Here is an 18,018-nt window from a genome sequence, read left to right as displayed (position 1 = left end):
CCCGCACCCCCGGGCCCCCCCCCCCCCCCCCGCGGGGGGCGGCCCGGGGGGCGGCGCCCGCCCCCCCCTGCCCGGCCTCAAACGCCGGCGAGGCTGGAATTATGGCCGGGCCGCCGGAAAGCGGCGCGGCGCAGCCGCGGGAGGGGGTGGCGGAGGACCCCGGAGGGGTCAGGCCGGGGTCGGGGTGCGGTGGCGGCCCGCCGCGGAGGCGGCCAGCCGGCCCAGGGCCTCGTCCCGCGCACACGGCACCGCCCCGAGCGCCGCGTGCCTCGCCACGATCCCCCGCTCCGCCCGCATCAGCCGCCAGCCCCTGCGCAGCAGGAACGGGACCGACTTGCGCCCCTCGCGCAGGTCCCGCGCCAGCCGCCGGCGGAACGTCGTCGACGGCCGCCCCCGCAGGCAGATCGCGTCCGCCAGCAGCCCCAGCTCCTGGCAGCGGGCCACGATGTCGGCCGCGAAGATCCCCTCCGCGATGAACAGCGGGACCCGCGCGATCTCCAGCGTCTCCGAACCCGTCCGCGAGGACGTCGCGATGGAGTACACCGGCACCTCGGTGCGCCCCGCCCCGCACAGCTCCGCGATCGCGGCGACCGCCGCGTCCGCGTCCCACGACAGCGGCGAGTCCCAGTCGATGTCGGAACTGCCCTCCACCAGCGGCAGGGTCGGGTCGTCGCCCTCCTTGTAGAAGTCGTCCAGGCGCAGCACGGGCAGACCCGAGCGGGCCGCGAGCGAGGACTTGCCGGAGCCCGAGGGTCCGGTCAGCAGGACGACGCGCGCGGGGAGGGGGGAGGAGGAGCTCACGGGTCACCAGTGTGAACCATGACCCCCTGGATCGGTACACCGGCGACGCGTCCTGCGAGCACTCTCACATCCGGCCGCGCCGGAAGGCCGGTTGGAAACCCGCCCCGCACCTCCACTACGCTGCGTGCGCACGCGACTACGACCACAGGCGGGATCCTCATGGCACGTCACGCAGCCCCCGGCAACGGCGCACTCCGCACCGCGGGCCTCACCCTCTCGATGGCCGGTGCGGCCCTGGCGATGGCCGCCGGCGGTGCGCAGGCGGGCGAGCTCTCCGTCCCGGCGGCCCTGGCCGGCGTCACCGACCCGATCGCGAACCTCAAGGTGAACCCGCTCGCCCACACCGGCGTGGACCCGCTCGACAACGGCGTGGCGACCAAGGTCGCGGACTTCCCTTCCGTCGGCACCACCATGGTCACCGGCGTCCTGACCCAGGGCCCGTCGGTCGGCGAACTGCCCACCGCCGCCGCGGGCTCGCTCCTCGGCCCCCTGCTGCCGGGCCCGAAGTAGCGGCGGGAACGCCGAAGGCCCCGACAGCGGGGGGGGCGGCTGTCGGGGCCGGTTTCGGGGCGGTCCGGGGAGTACTAGTAGGACGAGCCGGACGCGCCCAGCGAACCCGTGGGGTGCCAGACCGTCTTGGTCTCCAGGAACGCCGTCATGCGCGAGGTGCCCGGGTCGGCGCTCCAGTCGTCCACAGGCTGTGGACGCAGGACGCGCTTGAGGTTGTCGGCCGCGGCGATCTCCAGCTCCTTGGCCAGTGCCGCGTCGGCGCCCGCCAGGTCGATCGCGTTGACGTCCTGGTGGGACGCCAGGTGCGGGCCCATCTCGGCGGCCTTGCCGGAGAGGATGTTGACCACACCGCCCGGCAGGTCGGAGGTGGCCAGCACCTCGCCCAGGGAGAGGGCGGGCAGCGGTGACTTCTCCGAGGCGATCACCACCGCCGTGTTGCCCGTCGCGATGACCGGGGCGATGACGGAGACCAGGCCCAGGAAGGACGAGTCCTGCGGGGCGACGACGGTGACGACACCGGTCGGCTCCGGGGTGGAGAGGTTGAAGAAGGGGCCCGCGACCGGGTTGGCCGCGCCCACGACCTGGCCGATCTTGTCGGTCCAGCCCGCGTACCAGACCCAGCGGTCGATGGCCGCGTCGACGACCGCCGCCGCCTTGGACTTGGACAGCCCCTCGGCCTCGCCGACCTCGCGGACGAACTGCTCGCGGCGGCCCTCCAGCATCTCGGCGATGCGGTAGAGGATCTGGCCGCGGTTGTACGCGGTCGCCCCCGCCCAGCCGCCGAAGGCCTTGCGGGCCGCGACGACCGCGTCACGCGCGTCCTTGCGGGAGGACAGCGGGGCGTTCGCCAGCCAGTTGCCCTTCGAGTCGCTCACCTCGTACACCCGGCCGCTCTCGGAGCGGGGGAACTTGCCCCCGACGTACAGCTTGTAGGTCTTGAAGACGTTCAGACGCACAGAGGACTCAGACATCGAGGTAGGCCTCCAGACCATGGCGGCCGCCCTCGCGGCCGAAGCCCGACTCCTTGTAGCCGCCGAAGGGCGAGGTCGGGTCGAACTTGTTGAACGTGTTGGCCCACACCACACCCGCGCGGAGCTTGCCCGCGACCGCGAGGATGCGCGAGCCCTTCTCCGTCCAGATGCCGGCGGACAGGCCGTACTGGCTGTTGTTGGCCTTCGCGACGGCCTCGTCGGGCGTGCGGAAGGTCAGCACGGACAGCACCGGGCCGAAGATCTCGTCGCGGGCGACGGTGTGCGCCTGGGTGACGTTGGTGAAGAGCGTCGGCGCGAACCAGTAGCCGGAGGACGGCAGCTCACAGGCCGGGGACCAGCGCTCGGCACCCTCGGCCTCGCCCGTCTCGGCGAGTGCGGTGATCCGGGCCAGCTGCTCGGCGGAGTTGATCGCGCCGATGTCGGTGTTCTTGTCGAGCGGGTCGCCGAGGCGCAGCGTGGACAGGCGGCGCTTGAGCGAGTCCAGCAGCTCGTCGTGGATCGACTCCTGGACCAGCAGGCGCGAGCCCGCGCAGCAGACCTGGCCCTGGTTGAAGAAGATGCCGGTGACGATGCCCTCGACGGCCTGGTCGATGGGGGCGTCGTCGAAGACGATGTTGGCGCCCTTGCCGCCCAGCTCCAGGGTGACCTTCTTGTCCGTGCCGGCGACCTGGCGGGCGATGGCCTTGCCGACGGCGGTGGAGCCGGTGAAGGCGACCTTGTTGACGTCGGGGTGCTCGACCAGGGCGGCGCCCGCGTCGCCGTAACCGGTGAGGATGTTGACGACGCCCTTGGGCAGGCCGGCCTGGCGGCAGATGTCCGCGAAGAACAGGGCGGACAGCGGGGTGGTCTCGGCGGGCTTGAGGACGACCGTGTTGCCGGTGGCGAGCGCGGGGGCGATCTTCCACGCGAGCATCAGCAGCGGGAAGTTCCACGGGATGACCTGGCCGGCCACGCCGAGCGGACGCGGGCCGGCCCCGTAGCCGGCGTGGTCGAGCTTGTCGGCCCAGCCCGCGTAGTAGAAGAAGTGCGCGGCGACCAGGGGGAGGTCCGCGTCGCGGGTCTCCCTGATCGGCTTGCCGTTGTCCAGGGTCTCCAGGACGGCCAGCTCGCGGCTGCGCTCCTGGATGATCCGGGCGATGCGGAAGAGGTACTTGGCGCGCTCGGAGCCGGGCAGCGCGGACCACTTCTCGAAGGCCTTGCGGGCGGCCTTGACGGCGCGGTCGACATCGGCGGCGCCGGCCCGGGCGACCTCGGAAAGGACTTCCTCGGACGACGGCGAGACGGTCTTGAAGACCTTGCCGTCGGCGGCGTCGGTGAACTCGCCGTCGATGAAGAGCCCGTAGGAGGGGGCGATGTCGACGACCGAGCGGGACTCGGGAGCCGGTGCGTACTCGAAGAGGGATGCCATGGTGATCAGTCCACCGTCACGTAGTCGGGACCGGAGTAACGGCCGGTGCTCAGCTTCTGGCGCTGCATCAGCAGGTCGTTGAGCAGGCTGGAGGCGCCGAAGCGGAACCAGTGGTTGCTCAGCCAGTCCTCGCCCGCGGTCTCGTTGACCAGGACCAGGAACTTGATCGCGTCCTTGGTGGTGCGGATGCCGCCGGCCGGCTTCACGCCGATCTGGATTCCAGTCTGCTCCTTGAAGTCGCGGACGGCTTCGAGCATCAGGAGGGTGTTGGCGGGGGTGGCGTTGACGCCGACCTTGCCGGTGGAGGTCTTGATGAAGTCGGCGCCCGCGAGCATGCCGATCCAGGAGGCGCGGCGGATGTTGTCGTACGTGGAGAGCTCGCCGGTCTCGAAGATGACCTTGAGGCGGGCGGCCGTCCCGTCGGGGCGCACGCACTCCGCCTTGACGGCCTTGATCAGCTCGTACGTCTCCAGGTAGCGGCCGGCGAGGAAGGCGCCACGGTCGATGACCATGTCGATCTCGTCGGCGCCGGCGGCGACGGCGTCACGGGTGTCCGCGAGCTTGACCGGCAGCGCGGCGCGGCCGGCCGGGAAGGCGGTCGCGACGGAGGCCACCTTGACGTCCGCGCCGTTCAGGGCGGCCTTGGCGGTGGCCACCATGTCCGGATAGACGCAGACGGCGGCGGTCATGGGGGTCGTACGGTCGGTCGGGTCGGGGTTGACGGCCTTGACGGAGAGCGCCCGTACCTTGCCCGGGGTGTCCGCACCCTCAAGCGTGGTCAGGTCGATCATCGAGATGGCCAGGTCGATGGCGTACGCCTTGGCCGTCGTCTTGATCGAGCGGGTGCCGAGGGAGGCCGCGCGGGCCTCCAGACCGACTGCGTCTACGCCGGGCAGCCCGTGCAGGAAGCGGCGCAGCGCGCTGTCGGACGTCGTCACGTCAGCGAATGCGGTGAGGGTGGTGGGCATGGTCACCAGATGAGCATATCTACGCGCGTAGCGACATGTCACCCCCCGCCGCTGCACATGTGTGCGCGGCCTCCCGCATCCGGGCGCGCGGGCCGTCAGGCCACAGGCCGCCTGCGGACCGCTGACCTCCGCTTTTGCTGTTACACGGCGCGGACGGAAACCCCATGGTCCAGTCGAACAAGATCCGTAAATTTCTCTTCAGCAGCCCGCCAGACCTCACCGGATGAAAGCTTCGGCAGAGAACCCGTAGAGAAATGCGGCATGCGACTCTCCCACCTTCCCGCGACAATGCTTCCTGGAGTCGTTATGCGTTCCGCCATCCGCACCTCGATCGTTACCGCCGCCCTCGCCGGCGCCCTGCTCGCGCCGGCCGCGACGGCGCTCGCCGCGGCCGCCCCGCAGACCGCTGCCGGGGCCGCGGCAACCGGATCCGTGTCGGACGACGGCCGCTACGCGGGCGAGCCGGTCTACATCGGCGAGGGCCTGGTCGCGGTGCTGCGCAACGGCGCCGAGGGCCCCGAGGCCTGGATCCGCGCCGTGGGCCCGGACTGGAAGCCGGGCGACGACTACTTGGTTCGCGTGGTGGCGGTGGTGGACCGCACACACCCGGCCCTGACGGCCAACGGTCTGGAGCTCAAGCTCACCAAGGCGGACACGGCCGCCCCGGTGCTCGTCGTCACCACGGACGGGGTGGCCAAGTCGTACCCGCTGCCGAAGGGCAAGACCGGCCCGGTCTGCGGGACCGAGGCCACGTCGGTCGCCCTCGGCGGGGCCTTCTTCGCCGACGTGTCGATGTCCACCGCGGGCCCGGAGGTCACCATCCGCACGGACGTCACCGACAACTGGCGCCACCTGGACCGCACCTTCCCCGCGCTGCCCGCGTCCGACGGCATCATCGCCCGGATCGTCAACCCGAGCGGCGCCGCGCCCACCTTCGAGTGGAAGGCCCAGGGCGGCGCCACGCCCCTCGGCCACACCTCCTTCCCGGCTCTGCCCAAGGGCTGCAAGCCGGACTACAAGGTCACCGAGCCCCAGGGCGCCGACGAGCCCGCGCCGAAGCCCACCGCGTCCGCCTCCGCCACGGCCACCGCCGAACCGGCCTCCCAGGTCAGCGTCAAGCCGGTCGCCGACGTGCAGCCGCAGACGGGCGCGCAGACCGTGGTCGTGCCCCGGGGCGGGGTCGCCGCCGGGGCCGAGATCGCCGTCGAGGACACCGGCAACAGCACCACCGTGGCCGTCGGCACCGGGCTGGCCGCCGCGTTGGCCGCCCTCGGGGCCGCCTTCCTGGTCCGCCGCCGCGCCCGGCGCTGACGCGCCCGGCACATCCCTCCTCGTCCTGCCCTCGGCGGGCCACCTCCGCGGTGGCCCGCCGGCCCTCGTTGTCCCGGAGCCCCCGTGAACCACCGCGTGCGCCCGCTGCCCGCCGCCGTCCTCCTCGCCGCCGCCCTGACCGGCTGCGGCGGCGCCACGGCCACCACCGCCGCGCCGCCCGCAGTCACCCCCGCCGCCGCCCCCGCCGCCCCGGCGACGGCAGCGCCGCTGCCCGCCTCCGAACCCGTGCGCGTACGTATCCCCTCGGCCGGCGTGGACGCCTCCCCCGTCCTGGAACTGGGCCCGGCCGCCGACGGCACCGTCGAGGTGCCCCCGGTGTCGGACGGGGACAAGATCGGCTGGTACACCAGGGGCGTCACGCCCGGCCAGACCGGCCCCGCCGTGCTGATCGGGCACTTCGACACCGCGCGCGGGCCCGGCGTGCTCAAGGACGTCTCGCGCGTCCGCACCGGCGACGAGATCAGCATCTCCCGGGCCGACGGCAGTACCGCCCTCTTCCGGGTGCGCGAACTGGAACAGGTCGGCAAGAAGGCGTTCCCCACCGCCAAGGTCTACGGGGACACCGCGCACCCGGAGCTGCGGGTCATCACCTGCGGCGGCGAACTCACCGACGGCCACCGTCCCGACAACATCATCCTGTACGCCGATCTCGTGGGCTGAGACGGCGTGAGGCAGAATCGGGCGCATGAGCAGCCAGCAGCCCGCCGACGAGCCGGTCTACGCCGATCGCGTCTACCGCTCGTCCATGGCCATCGCCACCGGAGTGGTGACCCTCGCGATGATCGTGTGGCTGTGCGGGGACGCCGTCCTGTACGGGGACGGGAGTACGCGCTGGATCGGCCTGGCCGTGGCGCTGTGCGCCGTGCCGCTGACCGTCGCGTTCACCATCCGGCCCGCCGTCTTCGCCAACGACGACCGGATGCGGGTGCGCAACCCCTTCCGGGTCATCGAGCTGCCTTGGGGCTCGGTGGACGCGGTGCGCGCCGGGTATTCGGCGGAGGTGCTCGCGGAGGGCGAGAAGTACCAGCTGTGGTCAGTCCCGGTGTCCCTGCGCGAGCGCAAGAAGGCACAGCGCCGGCACGGCCGCGGCGCCGCGGAGGCGGCCACCGGGCGGGAGCAGGCGGCCGGGGCGGTCACCCAGGGGTCGCCGCGGGCCCTCGCCGACAAGGTCGTGGACGAGCTGCAGGAGCTGGCCGAACGCGGGGCGGCCCGCGCGAGCGCCCAGGGCGAAGTCAAGGCCAGGTGGTCCTACGAGGTCATCGCACCGGCCGCGGCCGGTGCGGTGCTCCTGATCGTGCTGCTCGCGCTGCTGTAGGGCCGGGTGCCTCCCGTCACATCGAAACCGGGCGGAACCGCCGCCACCGGACGCTGCGTCCTCGCAGGTGTGCAGCGTCATGAGGCCGGCCGCAGCGCCGCCACAGCCATCCAATTCCGGCTCCGGCTCGTCGGGGCGGCCCTGCTGGCCGCCCACCTCCTCCTCGTCGGCTGGCTGACCCTGCGGCCACTGGACGTGCCGTGGGCGGCGGCCGCGAACCTGACTCCGCTGGCGGGCATCCGGGCCGACCTCGCCTACGGGCCGCTGGAGGCGGCCCGGCGGATCGGCGGGGACCTGGCCCTGCTGGCGCCGCTGGGGGTGCTGTTGCCGCTGGCCGGCGGGCGGCTCGCGCGGTCTTCGCTGGCGGCGTGGTCGTCGCTGGCCCGCACCGCGGCCGCGGCCGCGCTGATCTCGCTGAGCATCGCGATGCTGCAGACCGGGGTGCCCGGGCAGGTCGTGGACGTCGACTCGGTGCTGCTGAACACGGCCGGTGTGCTGTTCGTGCACACCGCGGTGATGCCGGCCCTGAGGTCCAGGCTGCGGCGCTCTCAGGGGGCCACCCCGAGAATTACCAGGGTCGACGTGAGCCCCTGGACCGAGGTGCTGTCGGTGGTTCCCCGCGAGTATTGAGGTATCGCAAGGAAGCGGTACCGAGATACGAGGAGGAACCCATGAGCGCGATTACCCGCCCCCGTGACGGACGGATGATCGGTGGCGTCTGCGCCGGTCTCGCGCGACGCTTCGGGATGCGGGCGCGGACGATGCGGATCATCTTCGTCCTCTCGTGCCTGCTGCCCGGCCCCCAGTTCCTGATCTACCTGGCGCTGTGGCTGCTGCTGCCGAACGAGAAGCCGGGCGCGGGTCCGGCCCGGACCGCCTGGTAGCCGTAAACCGGCACCGCCTGGTAGCCGTAAACCGGCCCGCCCGCGCCCGCTCAGCCCGCCTTGCGGACCTTCTCCAGCTGCTTGTCGGCCACCTCTTGCGGCACCCTCGCCTCCTTCGTGGCGTCGGACACGTTGAGCGCCGTCAGCCGCACCACGGTGGCGCCCTGGCGGACGACGACGAGGTGGACGTGCGCGGAGACGCCCGCGGCGGTGACCGTGGTGGTCCAGCTGACGTTCTCGTCGCCGCCGGTCTTGTACGCGAGCGCCTTCACGTCGCGGTAGCTGCCCGTCTGCTTCTGGACGGTGGCAGTGAAGCCCGTGCACTCGGCCACGGCGTCGCGCAGCCGGTCCATCAGGTGTTCGGCGTCGGTCCGGTCGTAGGAGCTGACGGAGGCGGAGATGGCGAGACCGACCTGCTTCTGCGAGCCGACGCCCCGGTTGACGGTGTCGTGTGCGGCCGGGTCGGGCTTGTCGCCCATGACGTCGGCGAGGGGCTGGCAGGCCTTCCGGTCGGCGTGGGGCTGGCCGGAGGGGGCGTTCGGGTTCTTGCCCTGCGCGGAGATCTGGTAGCCGTCGAGGTCGCCCGGTTCCAGGGAGGACCGCTCCAGCTTGCTCGCCGCGCTCTTGGGGGAGGCCGGGGCGGCCGGGGTGGCGGGGCCGGCGGGGGGCGTGGCGCGCGGCGCTGCGGGCCCCTTCGCGTCGGGGGCCGTGCCGGGGCCGTCCGCGGCGCCGCCGCATCCCGTGGCGGCGAGGAGCAGGGCGGGGAGCAGGGCGAAGCCCGCCGTCCGCGTCCACGTGCGTGCCGTGAACCGTGCCTTGATGCGCATGACCGTGACCCCAAACACCTTGCTTCGGCGGGCAGTTGCCGGTGATCGTGGCACACCGCGCGAGGTGGCGCACACCTGGTCGAAAGGGTGTGCGCCACGGGCGCGCGCGTGCGGACCGCGTACCGATCAGACGTGCGGACCAAGCCGTACGGACCGGGCCGCGCGGCTCGGCGCGATGCCTGTCAGCTGCCGAGGTTGCTGAGCGGCACGCCGCCGAGGAGGCTGGTCACCGTACCGAGCGCCTCGCCCGGGTCGCTCGCGTCCTGGCCTTGCTGGGCGCTCATGTGCTGCTGGCTGGTGAGCCCCTGGACGGCGCCGGTGGCGGTGCCCAGCGCGTCGGTCAGACCGACGGCCGGGACGGCGGCGGAGGCGGAACCGGCGGCAACGGCGGCGAAGGCGGCACCCAGGGCGGCGACACCGAGCGTCTTGGCAGCTGACTTCTTCATCAAAATCGTCCTTGCGACGGGGAATTGAGCGGCTCCGCAAACTAGTCACTTCAAACCCCGGGCCGCAAACATCCTTAAATATGAGAAGGCGCCCGGGAATTCCCCTCCCCGGGCGCCTTCCGCATGTCACGCCATGGCCTAGGCCGAGACAGAACCGCTGGTCGAAGCGGTCTGACGGAACAGCCACTCGGACTTCAGCTCCGCGTAACCCGGCTTGATCACGTCGTTGATCATCGCCAGTCGTTCATCGAAAGGAATGAACGCGGACTTCATCGCATTGACCGTGAACCACTGCATGTCTTCCAGCGTGTAGCCGAACGTCTCGACCAGGTGCTCGAACTCGCGGCTCATGCTCGTACCGCTCATCAGCCGGTTGTCGGTGTTGACGGTCAACCGGAAGTGCAGCTTGCGCAGCAGGCCGATCGGGTGTTCGGCGTACGAGGCGGCGGCGGCCGTCTGGAGGTTCGAGGTCGGGCACATCTCCAGGGGGATGCGCTTGTCCCGGACGTATGAGGCCAGGCGGCCCAGCTTGACCGAGCCGTCGGCGGCGACCTCGATGTCGTCGATGATCTTCACGCCGTGACCCAGCCGGTCGGCGCCGCACCACTGCAGGGCCTGCCAGATCGACGGCAGGCCGAAGGCCTCGCCCGCGTGGATCGTGAAGTGGTTGTTCTCGCGCTTGAGGTACTCGAAGGCGTCGAGGTGGCGGGTGGGGGGGAACCCGGCCTCGGCGCCGGCGATGTCGAAGCCGACCACGCCGTTGTCGCGGTAGCGGTTCGCCAGCTCGGCGATCTCCAGCGCGCGGGCGGCGTGCCGCATCGCGGTCAGCAGGGCCCCGATCCGGATGCGGTGGCCGTTCGCCTTCGCGCGGCGCTCGCCCTCGCGGAAGCCGTCGTTCACCGCCTCGACCACCTCTTCGAGGGTCAGGCCGGCTTCGAGGTGCTGCTCGGGGGCGTAGCGGATCTCGGCGTACACGACGCCGTCCTCGGCCAGGTCCTCGGCGCACTCGGCGGCGACGCGGAAGAGCGCCGCCTTCGTCTGCATGACGGCGCAGGTGTGCGCGAACGTCTCCAGGTAGCGGGGGAGGGAGCCGGAGTCGGCGGCTTCCCGGAACCAGACGCCCAGCTTGTCGGCATCGGTCTCGGGGAGGTTCTCGTAGCCGGCCTCGCGGGCCAGCTCGATGATGGTGCCGGGGCGCAGGCCACCGTCGAGGTGGTCGTGGAGGAGCACCTTGGGGGCACGGCGGATCTGATCCGGGGTGGGCAGGTTCGGGGTGTCGCTCGTCATCTGGGCACTCTAGCTCCTACGCGCGTAGAGCGCGGGGTCGGCGTGAGCCGTCGATACGTAACAGTGACCGTACGGAGGGGTCGCGTACACCTGTCAGTCTGAGACTGTTCCGCCATGGCACAGCATGCGCCGCCGGCGCGCGGGGCCCGCCTGGGGCGGGCGGCCGGCGCGAACGGCTCGGTCTCGACGGTCAGTGGTGTGGTGCTCCTGCTCCCCGGGGCGTCCAGATTCTCCCCCGGTCCACTGCGTCCGCTCGCGCGGGCGCTGGCCCGGGCGGGCGGTGCCCAGGGCCTCGTCGCGCACCCGGTGCTGCACGGCGCGGGCGCCCGCGAGGACGACGCCCGGTGGGCGTCGGACGAGGCGGTACGCAGGTACGGGGACGTGCCGGTCTGCCTGGCCGGATACGATGCGGGCGGCCTGGCGGCGCTGCGGGCGGCGGGGCACGAGGCCGTCCACGCGGTGCTGGCGCTGGCCCCTTCCCTCGGCCCGGGCGCGGCGGCCGGCAAGGGCTTCCGCGGGCCGGAGCCGGAACCGGAGCCCGAGCCGGTGAAGCAGCTGGCGGGCCGGCAGGTGCTGATCGTGCACGGGACCGACGACGGGCACTGCGACCCGGAGTCGTCCTTCCTCCTGGCGGCGCGGGCGAAGAAGGCGAATCGTTCCACGTGCCGGTTCGAGGTGCACTCGGACGGGCACGGGCTGCGCGAGCACCGGGCCGAGGTGGTCGCCCTCGGGGTGGACTTCGTCCTCGGCGCCATGTTCTCGCATCGGTACTCGCGGCCGGTGACGGACGCGCTCGCCGCGCCCCCGCCGCTGGGCCTGCGGATGCCGCTGGCCTCGGGTTTCGGGCGGTCGCTGCGGGGTTGAACCGCCCCGGGCGGGAACGCCGTCCGCGCGTAAAGTGGGAAGTGGACTCGGGTGATTGTCCTCGGGGGCTTCTTCCACGGGAGGCGATAGGGCATGGCCCAGATCGTGCGCAAGAACTTCGACGACGCGGACGAGACGCGCCCGTTCCAGGACGGCAAGGGCCGGCTGGACGTGATCCAGACGGCGGGCGGGCCCGTCGGCCGCGCGGTGTTCGAGCCGGGCTGGCGCTGGTCGGAGCACATCAAGCCGCTGGCCGGCACGGACAGCTGCGAGGCCGCACACACGGGGTACATGGTGAGCGGCCGGATGAAGATCGTCATGGACGACGGCACCAGCGAGGAGTACGGCCCCGGCGACTTCATGCAGGTCGAGCCCGGCCACGACGCCTGGGTGGTGGGCGACGAGAAGGTCGTCGCCGTCGACTGGACCGGTTTCGGGGACTACGCGAAGTCCTCCGGCTGACGTACTCGCCGCACGCGGCGGGCCGACGGACGGCGCGCCGGGCCGGCCGGGCCCGCCGATCCGCCCCCTCACGGTCGGATGGCCCGGCCGTCCCGGCGTGCTTTCCGCTGCCTTCCCCCTCGGGCCGTCATCCACTGTGCCGGTTCGGCATATGCCGCAGGGCCGCCGCCGGGCGTCGTCTTGCCGCCTTGCGGGAACACGAGGGGTTTACAAAACCTCACCCACAGGGAGAAATAGGCACATGCCGGCCGAGGACCTCGACGGGAGCGCCCGGAACGACGGGCTGAGCCCCGCCGCCCGGCTCCTCTACGCGTACGCGGTGGAGCGGCGTGCCTTCGCCGCGGCGGAGGCCACCGTCGCCCTGGGTGCGCGCGCCGGTACCGCCATCACGGAGCTGGCCGCGGCGCACCTGCTCCAGCGCGCCCCCGGGCCGGGCCCCGAGCGGTGGAGCGCGGTGGCGCCGCGCGCGGCGGCGGCCCGGGCCCTGGCCCCGCTGGCGCTGCTCGTGCGGGAGACGCACGACGAGATGGACCGGCTGCGCGGGCGGCTGGAGGAGCTGGTCCCGGCGTACGAGGCGGGCGCCGCGCACCGCGATCCGAGCGGCTCGGGCCACTTGGAGCTGGTGACCGACCTGGGCGCGGTACGGGGGCTGATCGCGGAGCTGGTGGCGGGCACCGAGTGCGAGTTGCTGACCTCGCAGCCCGGCGGCGGCCGCCCGCCGGAGTCGCTGGAGGAGTCGATCGGGCGGGACGAGGCGCTGCTGGCCCGCGGGGTGCGGATGCGGGCCGTCTACCAGCACACGGCGCGGTACTCGCGCCCGACGGCGGCGTACGTGGAGCGGCTGACGGCGCTGGGCGCGCAGGTCCGCACGGTCGGCGACGCACTGATGCGGATGCTGGTCTTCGACGGCCGCACGGGGTTGATGGCGGTGCCGGACCGCAGCGGGGCGGCGCTGGTGGTGCGCGAACCGAACGTCGTGCACTTCATGAAGGCGGCCTTCGAACGGTGCTGGGTGGCGGCGGAGCCCTTCCCCGTAACGGTGGGACCGCAGGCGGCGCGCTCGCTCACCGACGAGCTGCGGCAGACGATCGTACGGCTGCTGGCGGAGGGGCTGGAGGACAAGGTGATCGCGCGCCGGCTGGGCATGTCGGAGCGGACCTGTCAGCGGCACATCGCGGGCATCATGCGGGCGGTGGGCGCCAAGTCCCGCTTCCAGGCCGGGTACCTGCTGTCGGCCGGGGTGCGGAACGCGGGGGCCGAAGGGGCCGGGACACGGGACGCCGTGCGGCTCACAGTTCGGGAATCAGCCGGCCCCGCCGGGACAGCAGGAACCGCTTGAACTCCGCCACCGGCGGCGTGTCGGGGTGTCCGTCGAGCCAGGCGACGCCGATCTCGCGGACCGCCCGGGGCGCCGTCACCGTCAGCTCGACCACGCCCGGCCGGGCCACGGCGGGCGGCGGCAGCAGGGCCACGCCGAGGCCCGCGGCGACCAGGCCGCGCAGGGTCTCCGCCTCCTCGCCCTCGAAGGCGACCCGCGGGGTGAACCCGGCTTCCGCGCACAGGTCGTCGGTGATCCGGCGCAGGCCGTAGCCGGGTTCCAGGGTGACGAAGGTTTCCTCGGCGGCCTCGGCGAGGCGCACGCGCTTGCGGCCGGCGAGCCGGTGGTCGTCGGGCACGACCAGGCGCAACCGCTGCTCGTCGAGGCGGCGGGCCACCAGGTCGGGCGCGTCGGGCAGCGGGGAGGTGAGGCAGAGGTCGAGTTCCCCGGCCCGAAGCCGCTCCAGCATGGCCTCGCCGTAGTTCTGGACCAGGGAGAACCGGATCCTCGGGTGGTCGGCGCGGAAGGCGCGGATGAGCCCGGGTACGGTCTCGGAGCCGAGGGTGTGCAGGAAGCCGAAGGCGACCTTCCCGGAGGCCGGGTCGGCGTCCTGCTGCACGGATTCGGCGGCGCGGGCGATCTCGCCGAGGGCCCGCTGGGCGGAGGCCAGGAAGGTGCGCCCGGCGGTGGTGAGGGCGACGGTGCGGCCCTTGCGCGCGAACAGCGTGACGGACAGGTCCTGTTCGAGGCGGACCATCGCCCGGGACAGGGTGGACTGCGGTACGCCCAGCTCGTGCGCGGCGCGGGTGACGTGCTCGTGCCGGGCGACCGCGACGAAGTAGGCGAGCCGGGGGGCCAGCAGACTTGTCACGGGGATGTCTTCTTCGTAACGACTCATTGACATGCACCTCTCTGAGCTGGGCTGATGCATGAGTGGATTGATTATCGCGAACCTGTGCATTGGACGCATGAAACGGCCCGGCTCTACCGTTGAAGCATGCCTCCCGCTCATACCGGGGCACCCGCCATCCCGGGTGCCTCCACCCCGTCGTCCCCCGCACCGGAACCTATCTCCCCCGGCCGCCCCGGCTACCGCCGGATGAGCCTCGCGCTCTTCGCCGCCGGACTGGCGACCTTCGCCCTCCTCTACTCCACCCAGGCGCTGCTGCCCGCGATCTCCGGCACCTTCGGCGTGACGGCCGGTCAGGCCAGCTGGACGGTGTCCGCCGCCACCGGGGCGCTCGCGCTGTTCGTCCTGCCGCTGAGCGCGCTGTCCGAGCGGTTCGGGCGGACCCGGATGATGACCTGGGCGATGGTGCTGGCCGTCGGCGTCGGCCTGCTCGTCCCGTTCGCGCCGAACCTGGAGTGGCTGGTGGCGCTGCGCGCGGTCCAGGGCGCGGCGATCGCCGGCATCCCCGCCTCCGCGATGGCGTACCTGGCGGAGGAGGTCCGGCCGAGGGCGCTGGTCGGCGCGATCGGCCTGTTCGTCGCGGGCAACTCGATCGGCGGGATGAGCGGCCGCATCGTCACGGGCTGGGCGGCGCAGCTGTGGGGCTGGCGGGCCGGGCTGCTGACCGTCGGCCTGATGGCGGTGGGGTGCGCGGTGGCGTTCCTGGTACTGCTGCCCCGGGCGCGGTTCTTCCGCCCGGCCTCGCTGGAGCCGCGCGCGGTGGGCCGTACCGTCGCCGGGCACCTGCGGGATCCGCTGCTGCTGCGGCTGTACGGGATCGGGGCGCTGTTCATGACGGTGTTCGGGGCGGTGTACACGGTCATCGGGTACCGCCTGGTGGACGAGCCGTTCTCGCTGGGCCAGGGCGTCGTCGGGTCGGTGTTCCTGGTGTACCTGGTCGGTACGGTCTCCTCGGCGGCCGCCGGGCAGCTGGTGGCCCGGATCGGCCGGCGCGGCGCGCTGTACCTGGCGGTGACCACGACCGCGCTCGGGCTGCTGCTCTCCCTGGCGGACGCGCTGGCCGCCGTCCTGGCGGGTCTGGTGCTGATCACGGCCGGGTTCTTCGCGGGGCACGCGGTGGCCTCGGCGGCGGTGAGCCGGACGGCGACGACGGGCCGGGCGCAGGCGTCGGCGCTCTACCAGTCGGCGTACTACCTCGGTTCGAGCGCGGGCGGCACGCTCGGGGCGCTGGCCTACCACGCCTCGGGGTGGGCGGCCACGGTCGGGATCGCGCTGGTGGCGGTGGTGGGAGTCGCGTCGATCACCCTGTACGGCTCGCGGGTGGCGCGTGCCGAGCGCCGCCCGGCCTCGCTGGCCGCGGTGCGCTGATACGACGCGTGCGCATGTGCCCGTACGACATCGGTACGAGGTGATTTACGGAGCCCGGAGCCCAACACGCTCCGGGCTCCGGCACGTTCGGCGACCGGGCGGGGAAGTAATGCGTGGGGAGGCGGATGTGACATCCACACGGAAACGACGGATTCGTACGAGGGGCCGGACCGCGGCGCTGGCGGGCGCGGCGGTGGCCCTGGCGGCCCCGCTGGTGGTCGTCGGGAGCCCGGCGGCGCGGGCCGATTCCTGCACCGCGACCACCGGGCCCTACCAGCGGCAGGTCGAGCAGTTCCTGGGGCGGCCGGTGGACGGCGTGCAGTCGGCGGCCGACTGCTCGGCCATCAAGGGGTTCCAGGCGGTCCACGGCATCACCCCGACAGCGGGGTACGCCGGGCCGCTCACCTGGCAGACGATGAGCGTGATGCTGGCGCAGCGGGCGGCGGGCAGCACCCCCAACCGGGACGGGAAGTGCCCGGTCGGTCTCGGACGGATCGCCTGCGTGGACCTGACGCGCCAGCTCAGCTGGGTCCAGGACGGCGGGAAGCTGGTCTACGGGCCGGTGCCCGTGCGCACGGGCAAGGCCGGGACCGAGACGCGGACGGGTCCGAAGAAGATCTACTACCGCAGCATCGACCACTGGTCGACCCTCTACGACGTCGCGATGCCGTACTCGCAGTTCTTCGACGGCGGCATCGCCTTCCACTCCGTCGAGAAGGACATGTGGAACCCGCCCGGCTCCGGCGGCTGCGTGAACATGCGTCCGGCGGACGCCAAGGCGTACTGGAATCTGCTGCGGGGCGGTGACGACGTGTACGTGTACGGCCGCAAGCCCGGCACGTAGGCCGGTCCCGCCGGGTCGCGCCGGGCTGCCGTTGTCAGACCCCTCCGGTAGTTTTCGACGTAGTGGAACTACTGGGGGACGGCAGCCATGAGTGACCTCGCGACCAGCCCGGAACTCGACTCGGCGATGGACCGCTACCGGGTCGAGCTCACCGGTTACTGCTACCGGATGCTCGGCTCGTCCTTCGACGCCGAGGACGCGGTACAGGACACGTACCTGCGCGCCTGGCGCGCATACGGCAAGTTCGAGGGCCGTTCCTCGCTGCGGTCCTGGCTGTACCGGATCGCCACGAACGTCTGCCTGGACCTGCTGAACGCCGGGAACAAGCGGGCCCGGCCGATGGACCTCAGCGCGCCGCAGCACCAGGCCTCCGCCGTGCTCAGCGAGCGGCCCGAGGTGACGTGGCTGGAGCCGGTGCCGGACGGGCGGGTGCTGCCGCAGACCGCGGATCCCGCGGAGACGGCGCTGGCGAAGGAGTCCGTGCGGCTGGCCTTCGTCGCCGCCCTCCAGCACCTGCCGCCGAAGCAGCGGGCCGTACTGATCCTGCGCGAGGTGCTGGCCTGGAAGGCGGACGAGGTCGCGACGCTGCTGGACACCACGGTGGCGTCGGTGAACAGCGCCCTCCAGCGGGCGCGCGCCACGCTCGCCGGCCAGGCGGTCCGGGCGAGCGATCCGGCGGACCCGCTGGACGCGGACCAGGCGAAGCTCCTGGAGCGGTACCTGAGCGCCTTCGAGGCGTACGACATCTCCCGGCTCACCGCCCTGCTGCACGAGGACGCGGTGCTGTCGATGCCGCCGTTCGACCTGTGGCTGAGGGGCCCCGCCGACATCGCGGCGTGGCACCTGAACCAGGGCATCGGCTGCAAGGGTTCCCGGCTCGTCCCGACGACGGCGAACGGCATGCCGGCCTTCGGGCAGTACCGCCCGCGTACGGACGGCCGGCCCGGGCACGAGCCGTGGGCGCTCCAGGTGCTGGAAATATCAGCGGGGAAGATCGTCGGGCTGAACGCCTTCCTGGACACCGCCAGGTGGTTCCCGCTGTTCGGGCTCCCCGAGCAGCTCGACGAGTCCTACGAGGTGCAGCAGGGCGCGTAGCCGCGGCGGGACGCCGGCCAGGCTGAGGCGGACCCCGGCCCGGCGGGCGGCGAGGGCGAGGCGCGCGAGCGCGTCCACCTCGGCGAGCCCGGCCGCGGCCAGCTCCCCGGCGGCGCACACCACCCACAGCGGGCGGGGGCCGTCCCGGCACAGGGCGTCGAGCCGTTCGGCGTCCTGCGGGGTCACGGCCGGGCCGGGCAGCACCAGTCTTCTGATCTCCACGAGAGGTTGACCGGGCGCCGCGCCGGAACTCATCGGGGCCGCCCCCAGCCCGAGCCTCGGCGGCCCCGGGGCCCGGCGGCAAAAAAGCCGTCGGGGCGGCGGCCGGCGGGGGGGCCCCCCCCCCGGGGGGGGGGGGGGCGGGGCGGCGGGTGGGGGCAGCCCCGA

Annotated in this window: 21 protein-coding genes; 12 read left to right on the top strand and 9 right to left on the bottom strand. The window is 72.9% G+C overall.

Annotation, left to right across the window (positions count from 1 at the left end):
• Positions 1-168: 168 nt before the first annotated feature.
• On the bottom strand, positions 169-801 hold the full coding sequence (locus tag ACWGH1_RS29775) for a uridine kinase family protein (protein ID WP_453355561.1): 633 nt from the start codon (positions 799-801) through the stop codon (positions 169-171).
• A gap of 159 nt (positions 802-960) precedes the next feature.
• Here ACWGH1_RS29775 and ACWGH1_RS29770 point away from each other — a divergent pair, with 159 nt between their 5' ends.
• A complete protein-coding gene (locus ACWGH1_RS29770) occupies positions 961-1,311 on the top strand; it encodes a hypothetical protein (protein WP_453355560.1) in 351 nt (116 codons plus the stop codon).
• Positions 1,312-1,385: 74 nt separating this feature from the next.
• On the opposite strand, the gene ACWGH1_RS29765 is transcribed toward ACWGH1_RS29770, so the two are convergent.
• Genes ACWGH1_RS29765 through deoC form a run of 3 tightly spaced genes read right to left on the bottom strand, consistent with a single transcriptional unit; the run spans position 1,386 to position 4,679 of the window.
• Positions 1,386-2,282, bottom strand: coding sequence for an aldehyde dehydrogenase family protein (locus ACWGH1_RS29765; protein ID WP_453355559.1), 897 nt, complete (start codon positions 2,280-2,282; stop codon positions 1,386-1,388).
• A complete protein-coding gene (locus ACWGH1_RS29760) occupies positions 2,275-3,711 on the bottom strand; it encodes an aldehyde dehydrogenase family protein (RefSeq protein ID WP_453409170.1) in 1,437 nt (478 codons plus the stop codon). The genes ACWGH1_RS29765 and ACWGH1_RS29760 overlap by 8 nt, the downstream gene beginning before the upstream one ends.
• A gap of 5 nt (positions 3,712-3,716) precedes the next feature.
• Positions 3,717-4,679 carry a deoxyribose-phosphate aldolase gene (gene deoC / locus ACWGH1_RS29755; RefSeq protein WP_453355562.1) on the bottom strand — a complete coding sequence of 321 codons (963 nt, stop codon included), beginning with the start codon at positions 4,677-4,679 and terminating at the stop codon, positions 3,717-3,719.
• A gap of 306 nt (positions 4,680-4,985) precedes the next feature.
• On the opposite strand from deoC, the gene ACWGH1_RS29750 reads away from it, so the two are divergent.
• The 5 genes from ACWGH1_RS29750 (at position 4,986) to ACWGH1_RS29730 (ending at position 8,210) form a co-directional block, all read left to right on the top strand.
• Positions 4,986-5,990, top strand: coding sequence for a hypothetical protein (locus ACWGH1_RS29750; RefSeq protein ID WP_453355557.1), 1,005 nt, complete (start codon positions 4,986-4,988; stop codon positions 5,988-5,990).
• A gap of 84 nt (positions 5,991-6,074) precedes the next feature.
• Positions 6,075-6,671, top strand: coding sequence for a class F sortase (locus ACWGH1_RS29745; protein ID WP_453356770.1), 597 nt, complete (start codon positions 6,075-6,077; stop codon positions 6,669-6,671).
• Positions 6,672-6,696: 25 nt separating this feature from the next.
• On the top strand, positions 6,697-7,326 hold the full coding sequence (locus tag ACWGH1_RS29740) for a PH domain-containing protein (protein WP_453356771.1): 630 nt from the start codon (positions 6,697-6,699) through the stop codon (positions 7,324-7,326).
• 69 nt (positions 7,327-7,395) lie between these two features.
• Positions 7,396-7,956, top strand: a complete 561-nt coding sequence (locus ACWGH1_RS29735; RefSeq protein ID WP_453356772.1) for a VanZ family protein — start codon at positions 7,396-7,398, stop codon at positions 7,954-7,956.
• Between the two features lie 41 nt (positions 7,957-7,997).
• Positions 7,998-8,210 carry a PspC domain-containing protein gene (locus tag ACWGH1_RS29730; RefSeq protein ID WP_453356773.1) on the top strand — a complete coding sequence of 71 codons (213 nt, stop codon included), beginning with the start codon at positions 7,998-8,000 and terminating at the stop codon, positions 8,208-8,210.
• 50 nt (positions 8,211-8,260) lie between these two features.
• On the opposite strand, the gene ACWGH1_RS29725 is transcribed toward ACWGH1_RS29730, so the two are convergent.
• From ACWGH1_RS29725 to ACWGH1_RS29715, 3 genes are all read right to left on the bottom strand, one after another.
• On the bottom strand, positions 8,261-9,037 hold the full coding sequence (locus tag ACWGH1_RS29725; RefSeq protein ID WP_453356774.1) for a hypothetical protein: 777 nt from the start codon (positions 9,035-9,037) through the stop codon (positions 8,261-8,263).
• Between the two features lie 182 nt (positions 9,038-9,219).
• Positions 9,220-9,483, bottom strand: a complete 264-nt coding sequence (locus tag ACWGH1_RS29720; protein WP_453356775.1) for a hypothetical protein — start codon at positions 9,481-9,483, stop codon at positions 9,220-9,222.
• 138 nt (positions 9,484-9,621) lie between these two features.
• Positions 9,622-10,770: an adenosine deaminase gene (locus tag ACWGH1_RS29715; RefSeq protein ID WP_453357284.1), complete on the bottom strand. Its 1,149-nt coding sequence runs from the start codon at positions 10,768-10,770 to the stop codon at positions 9,622-9,624.
• Positions 10,771-10,884: 114 nt separating this feature from the next.
• Here ACWGH1_RS29715 and ACWGH1_RS29710 point away from each other — a divergent pair, with 114 nt between their 5' ends.
• From ACWGH1_RS29710 to ACWGH1_RS29700, 3 genes are all read left to right on the top strand, one after another.
• Positions 10,885-11,634 (top strand): alpha/beta hydrolase, encoded by a 750-nt coding sequence (locus tag ACWGH1_RS29710; protein ID WP_453357285.1) that lies wholly within the window; start codon positions 10,885-10,887, stop codon positions 11,632-11,634.
• 93 nt (positions 11,635-11,727) lie between these two features.
• Entirely contained in the window at positions 11,728-12,096 is a 369-nt protein-coding gene (locus tag ACWGH1_RS29705) for a cupin domain-containing protein (RefSeq protein WP_453409169.1), read from the top strand.
• A gap of 241 nt (positions 12,097-12,337) precedes the next feature.
• Positions 12,338-13,435 (top strand): LuxR C-terminal-related transcriptional regulator, encoded by a 1,098-nt coding sequence (locus ACWGH1_RS29700; RefSeq protein WP_453355706.1) that lies wholly within the window; start codon positions 12,338-12,340, stop codon positions 13,433-13,435.
• On the opposite strand, the gene ACWGH1_RS29695 is transcribed toward ACWGH1_RS29700, so the two are convergent.
• Positions 13,386-14,312, bottom strand: a complete 927-nt coding sequence (locus ACWGH1_RS29695; RefSeq protein WP_453355707.1) for a LysR family transcriptional regulator — start codon at positions 14,310-14,312, stop codon at positions 13,386-13,388. The genes ACWGH1_RS29700 and ACWGH1_RS29695 overlap by 50 nt on opposite strands.
• Positions 14,313-14,411: 99 nt before the next feature.
• Between ACWGH1_RS29695 and ACWGH1_RS29690 the strand changes: the two genes are divergently transcribed.
• The 3 genes from ACWGH1_RS29690 (at position 14,412) to ACWGH1_RS29680 (ending at position 17,631) form a co-directional block, all read left to right on the top strand.
• Positions 14,412-15,692, top strand: coding sequence for an MFS transporter (locus ACWGH1_RS29690; RefSeq protein WP_453355708.1), 1,281 nt, complete (start codon positions 14,412-14,414; stop codon positions 15,690-15,692).
• Between the two features lie 109 nt (positions 15,693-15,801).
• Complete coding sequence (locus ACWGH1_RS29685; protein WP_453355709.1) at positions 15,802-16,536, top strand: L,D-transpeptidase family protein; 735 nt, start codon at positions 15,802-15,804, stop codon at positions 16,534-16,536.
• A gap of 87 nt (positions 16,537-16,623) precedes the next feature.
• Positions 16,624-17,631 carry a sigma-70 family RNA polymerase sigma factor gene (locus ACWGH1_RS29680; protein ID WP_453355710.1) on the top strand — a complete coding sequence of 336 codons (1,008 nt, stop codon included), beginning with the start codon at positions 16,624-16,626 and terminating at the stop codon, positions 17,629-17,631.
• Here ACWGH1_RS29680 and ACWGH1_RS29675 read toward each other — a convergent pair.
• Positions 17,518-17,853 (bottom strand): STAS domain-containing protein, encoded by a 336-nt coding sequence (locus ACWGH1_RS29675; RefSeq protein ID WP_453409168.1) that lies wholly within the window; start codon positions 17,851-17,853, stop codon positions 17,518-17,520. The genes ACWGH1_RS29680 and ACWGH1_RS29675 overlap by 114 nt on opposite strands.
• Between the last annotated feature and the right edge of the window lie 165 nt (positions 17,854-18,018).

This window comes from Streptomyces sp. NPDC054883, assembly GCF_053610645.1.
This window is presented reverse-complemented; position numbering and strand designations above follow the sequence as displayed.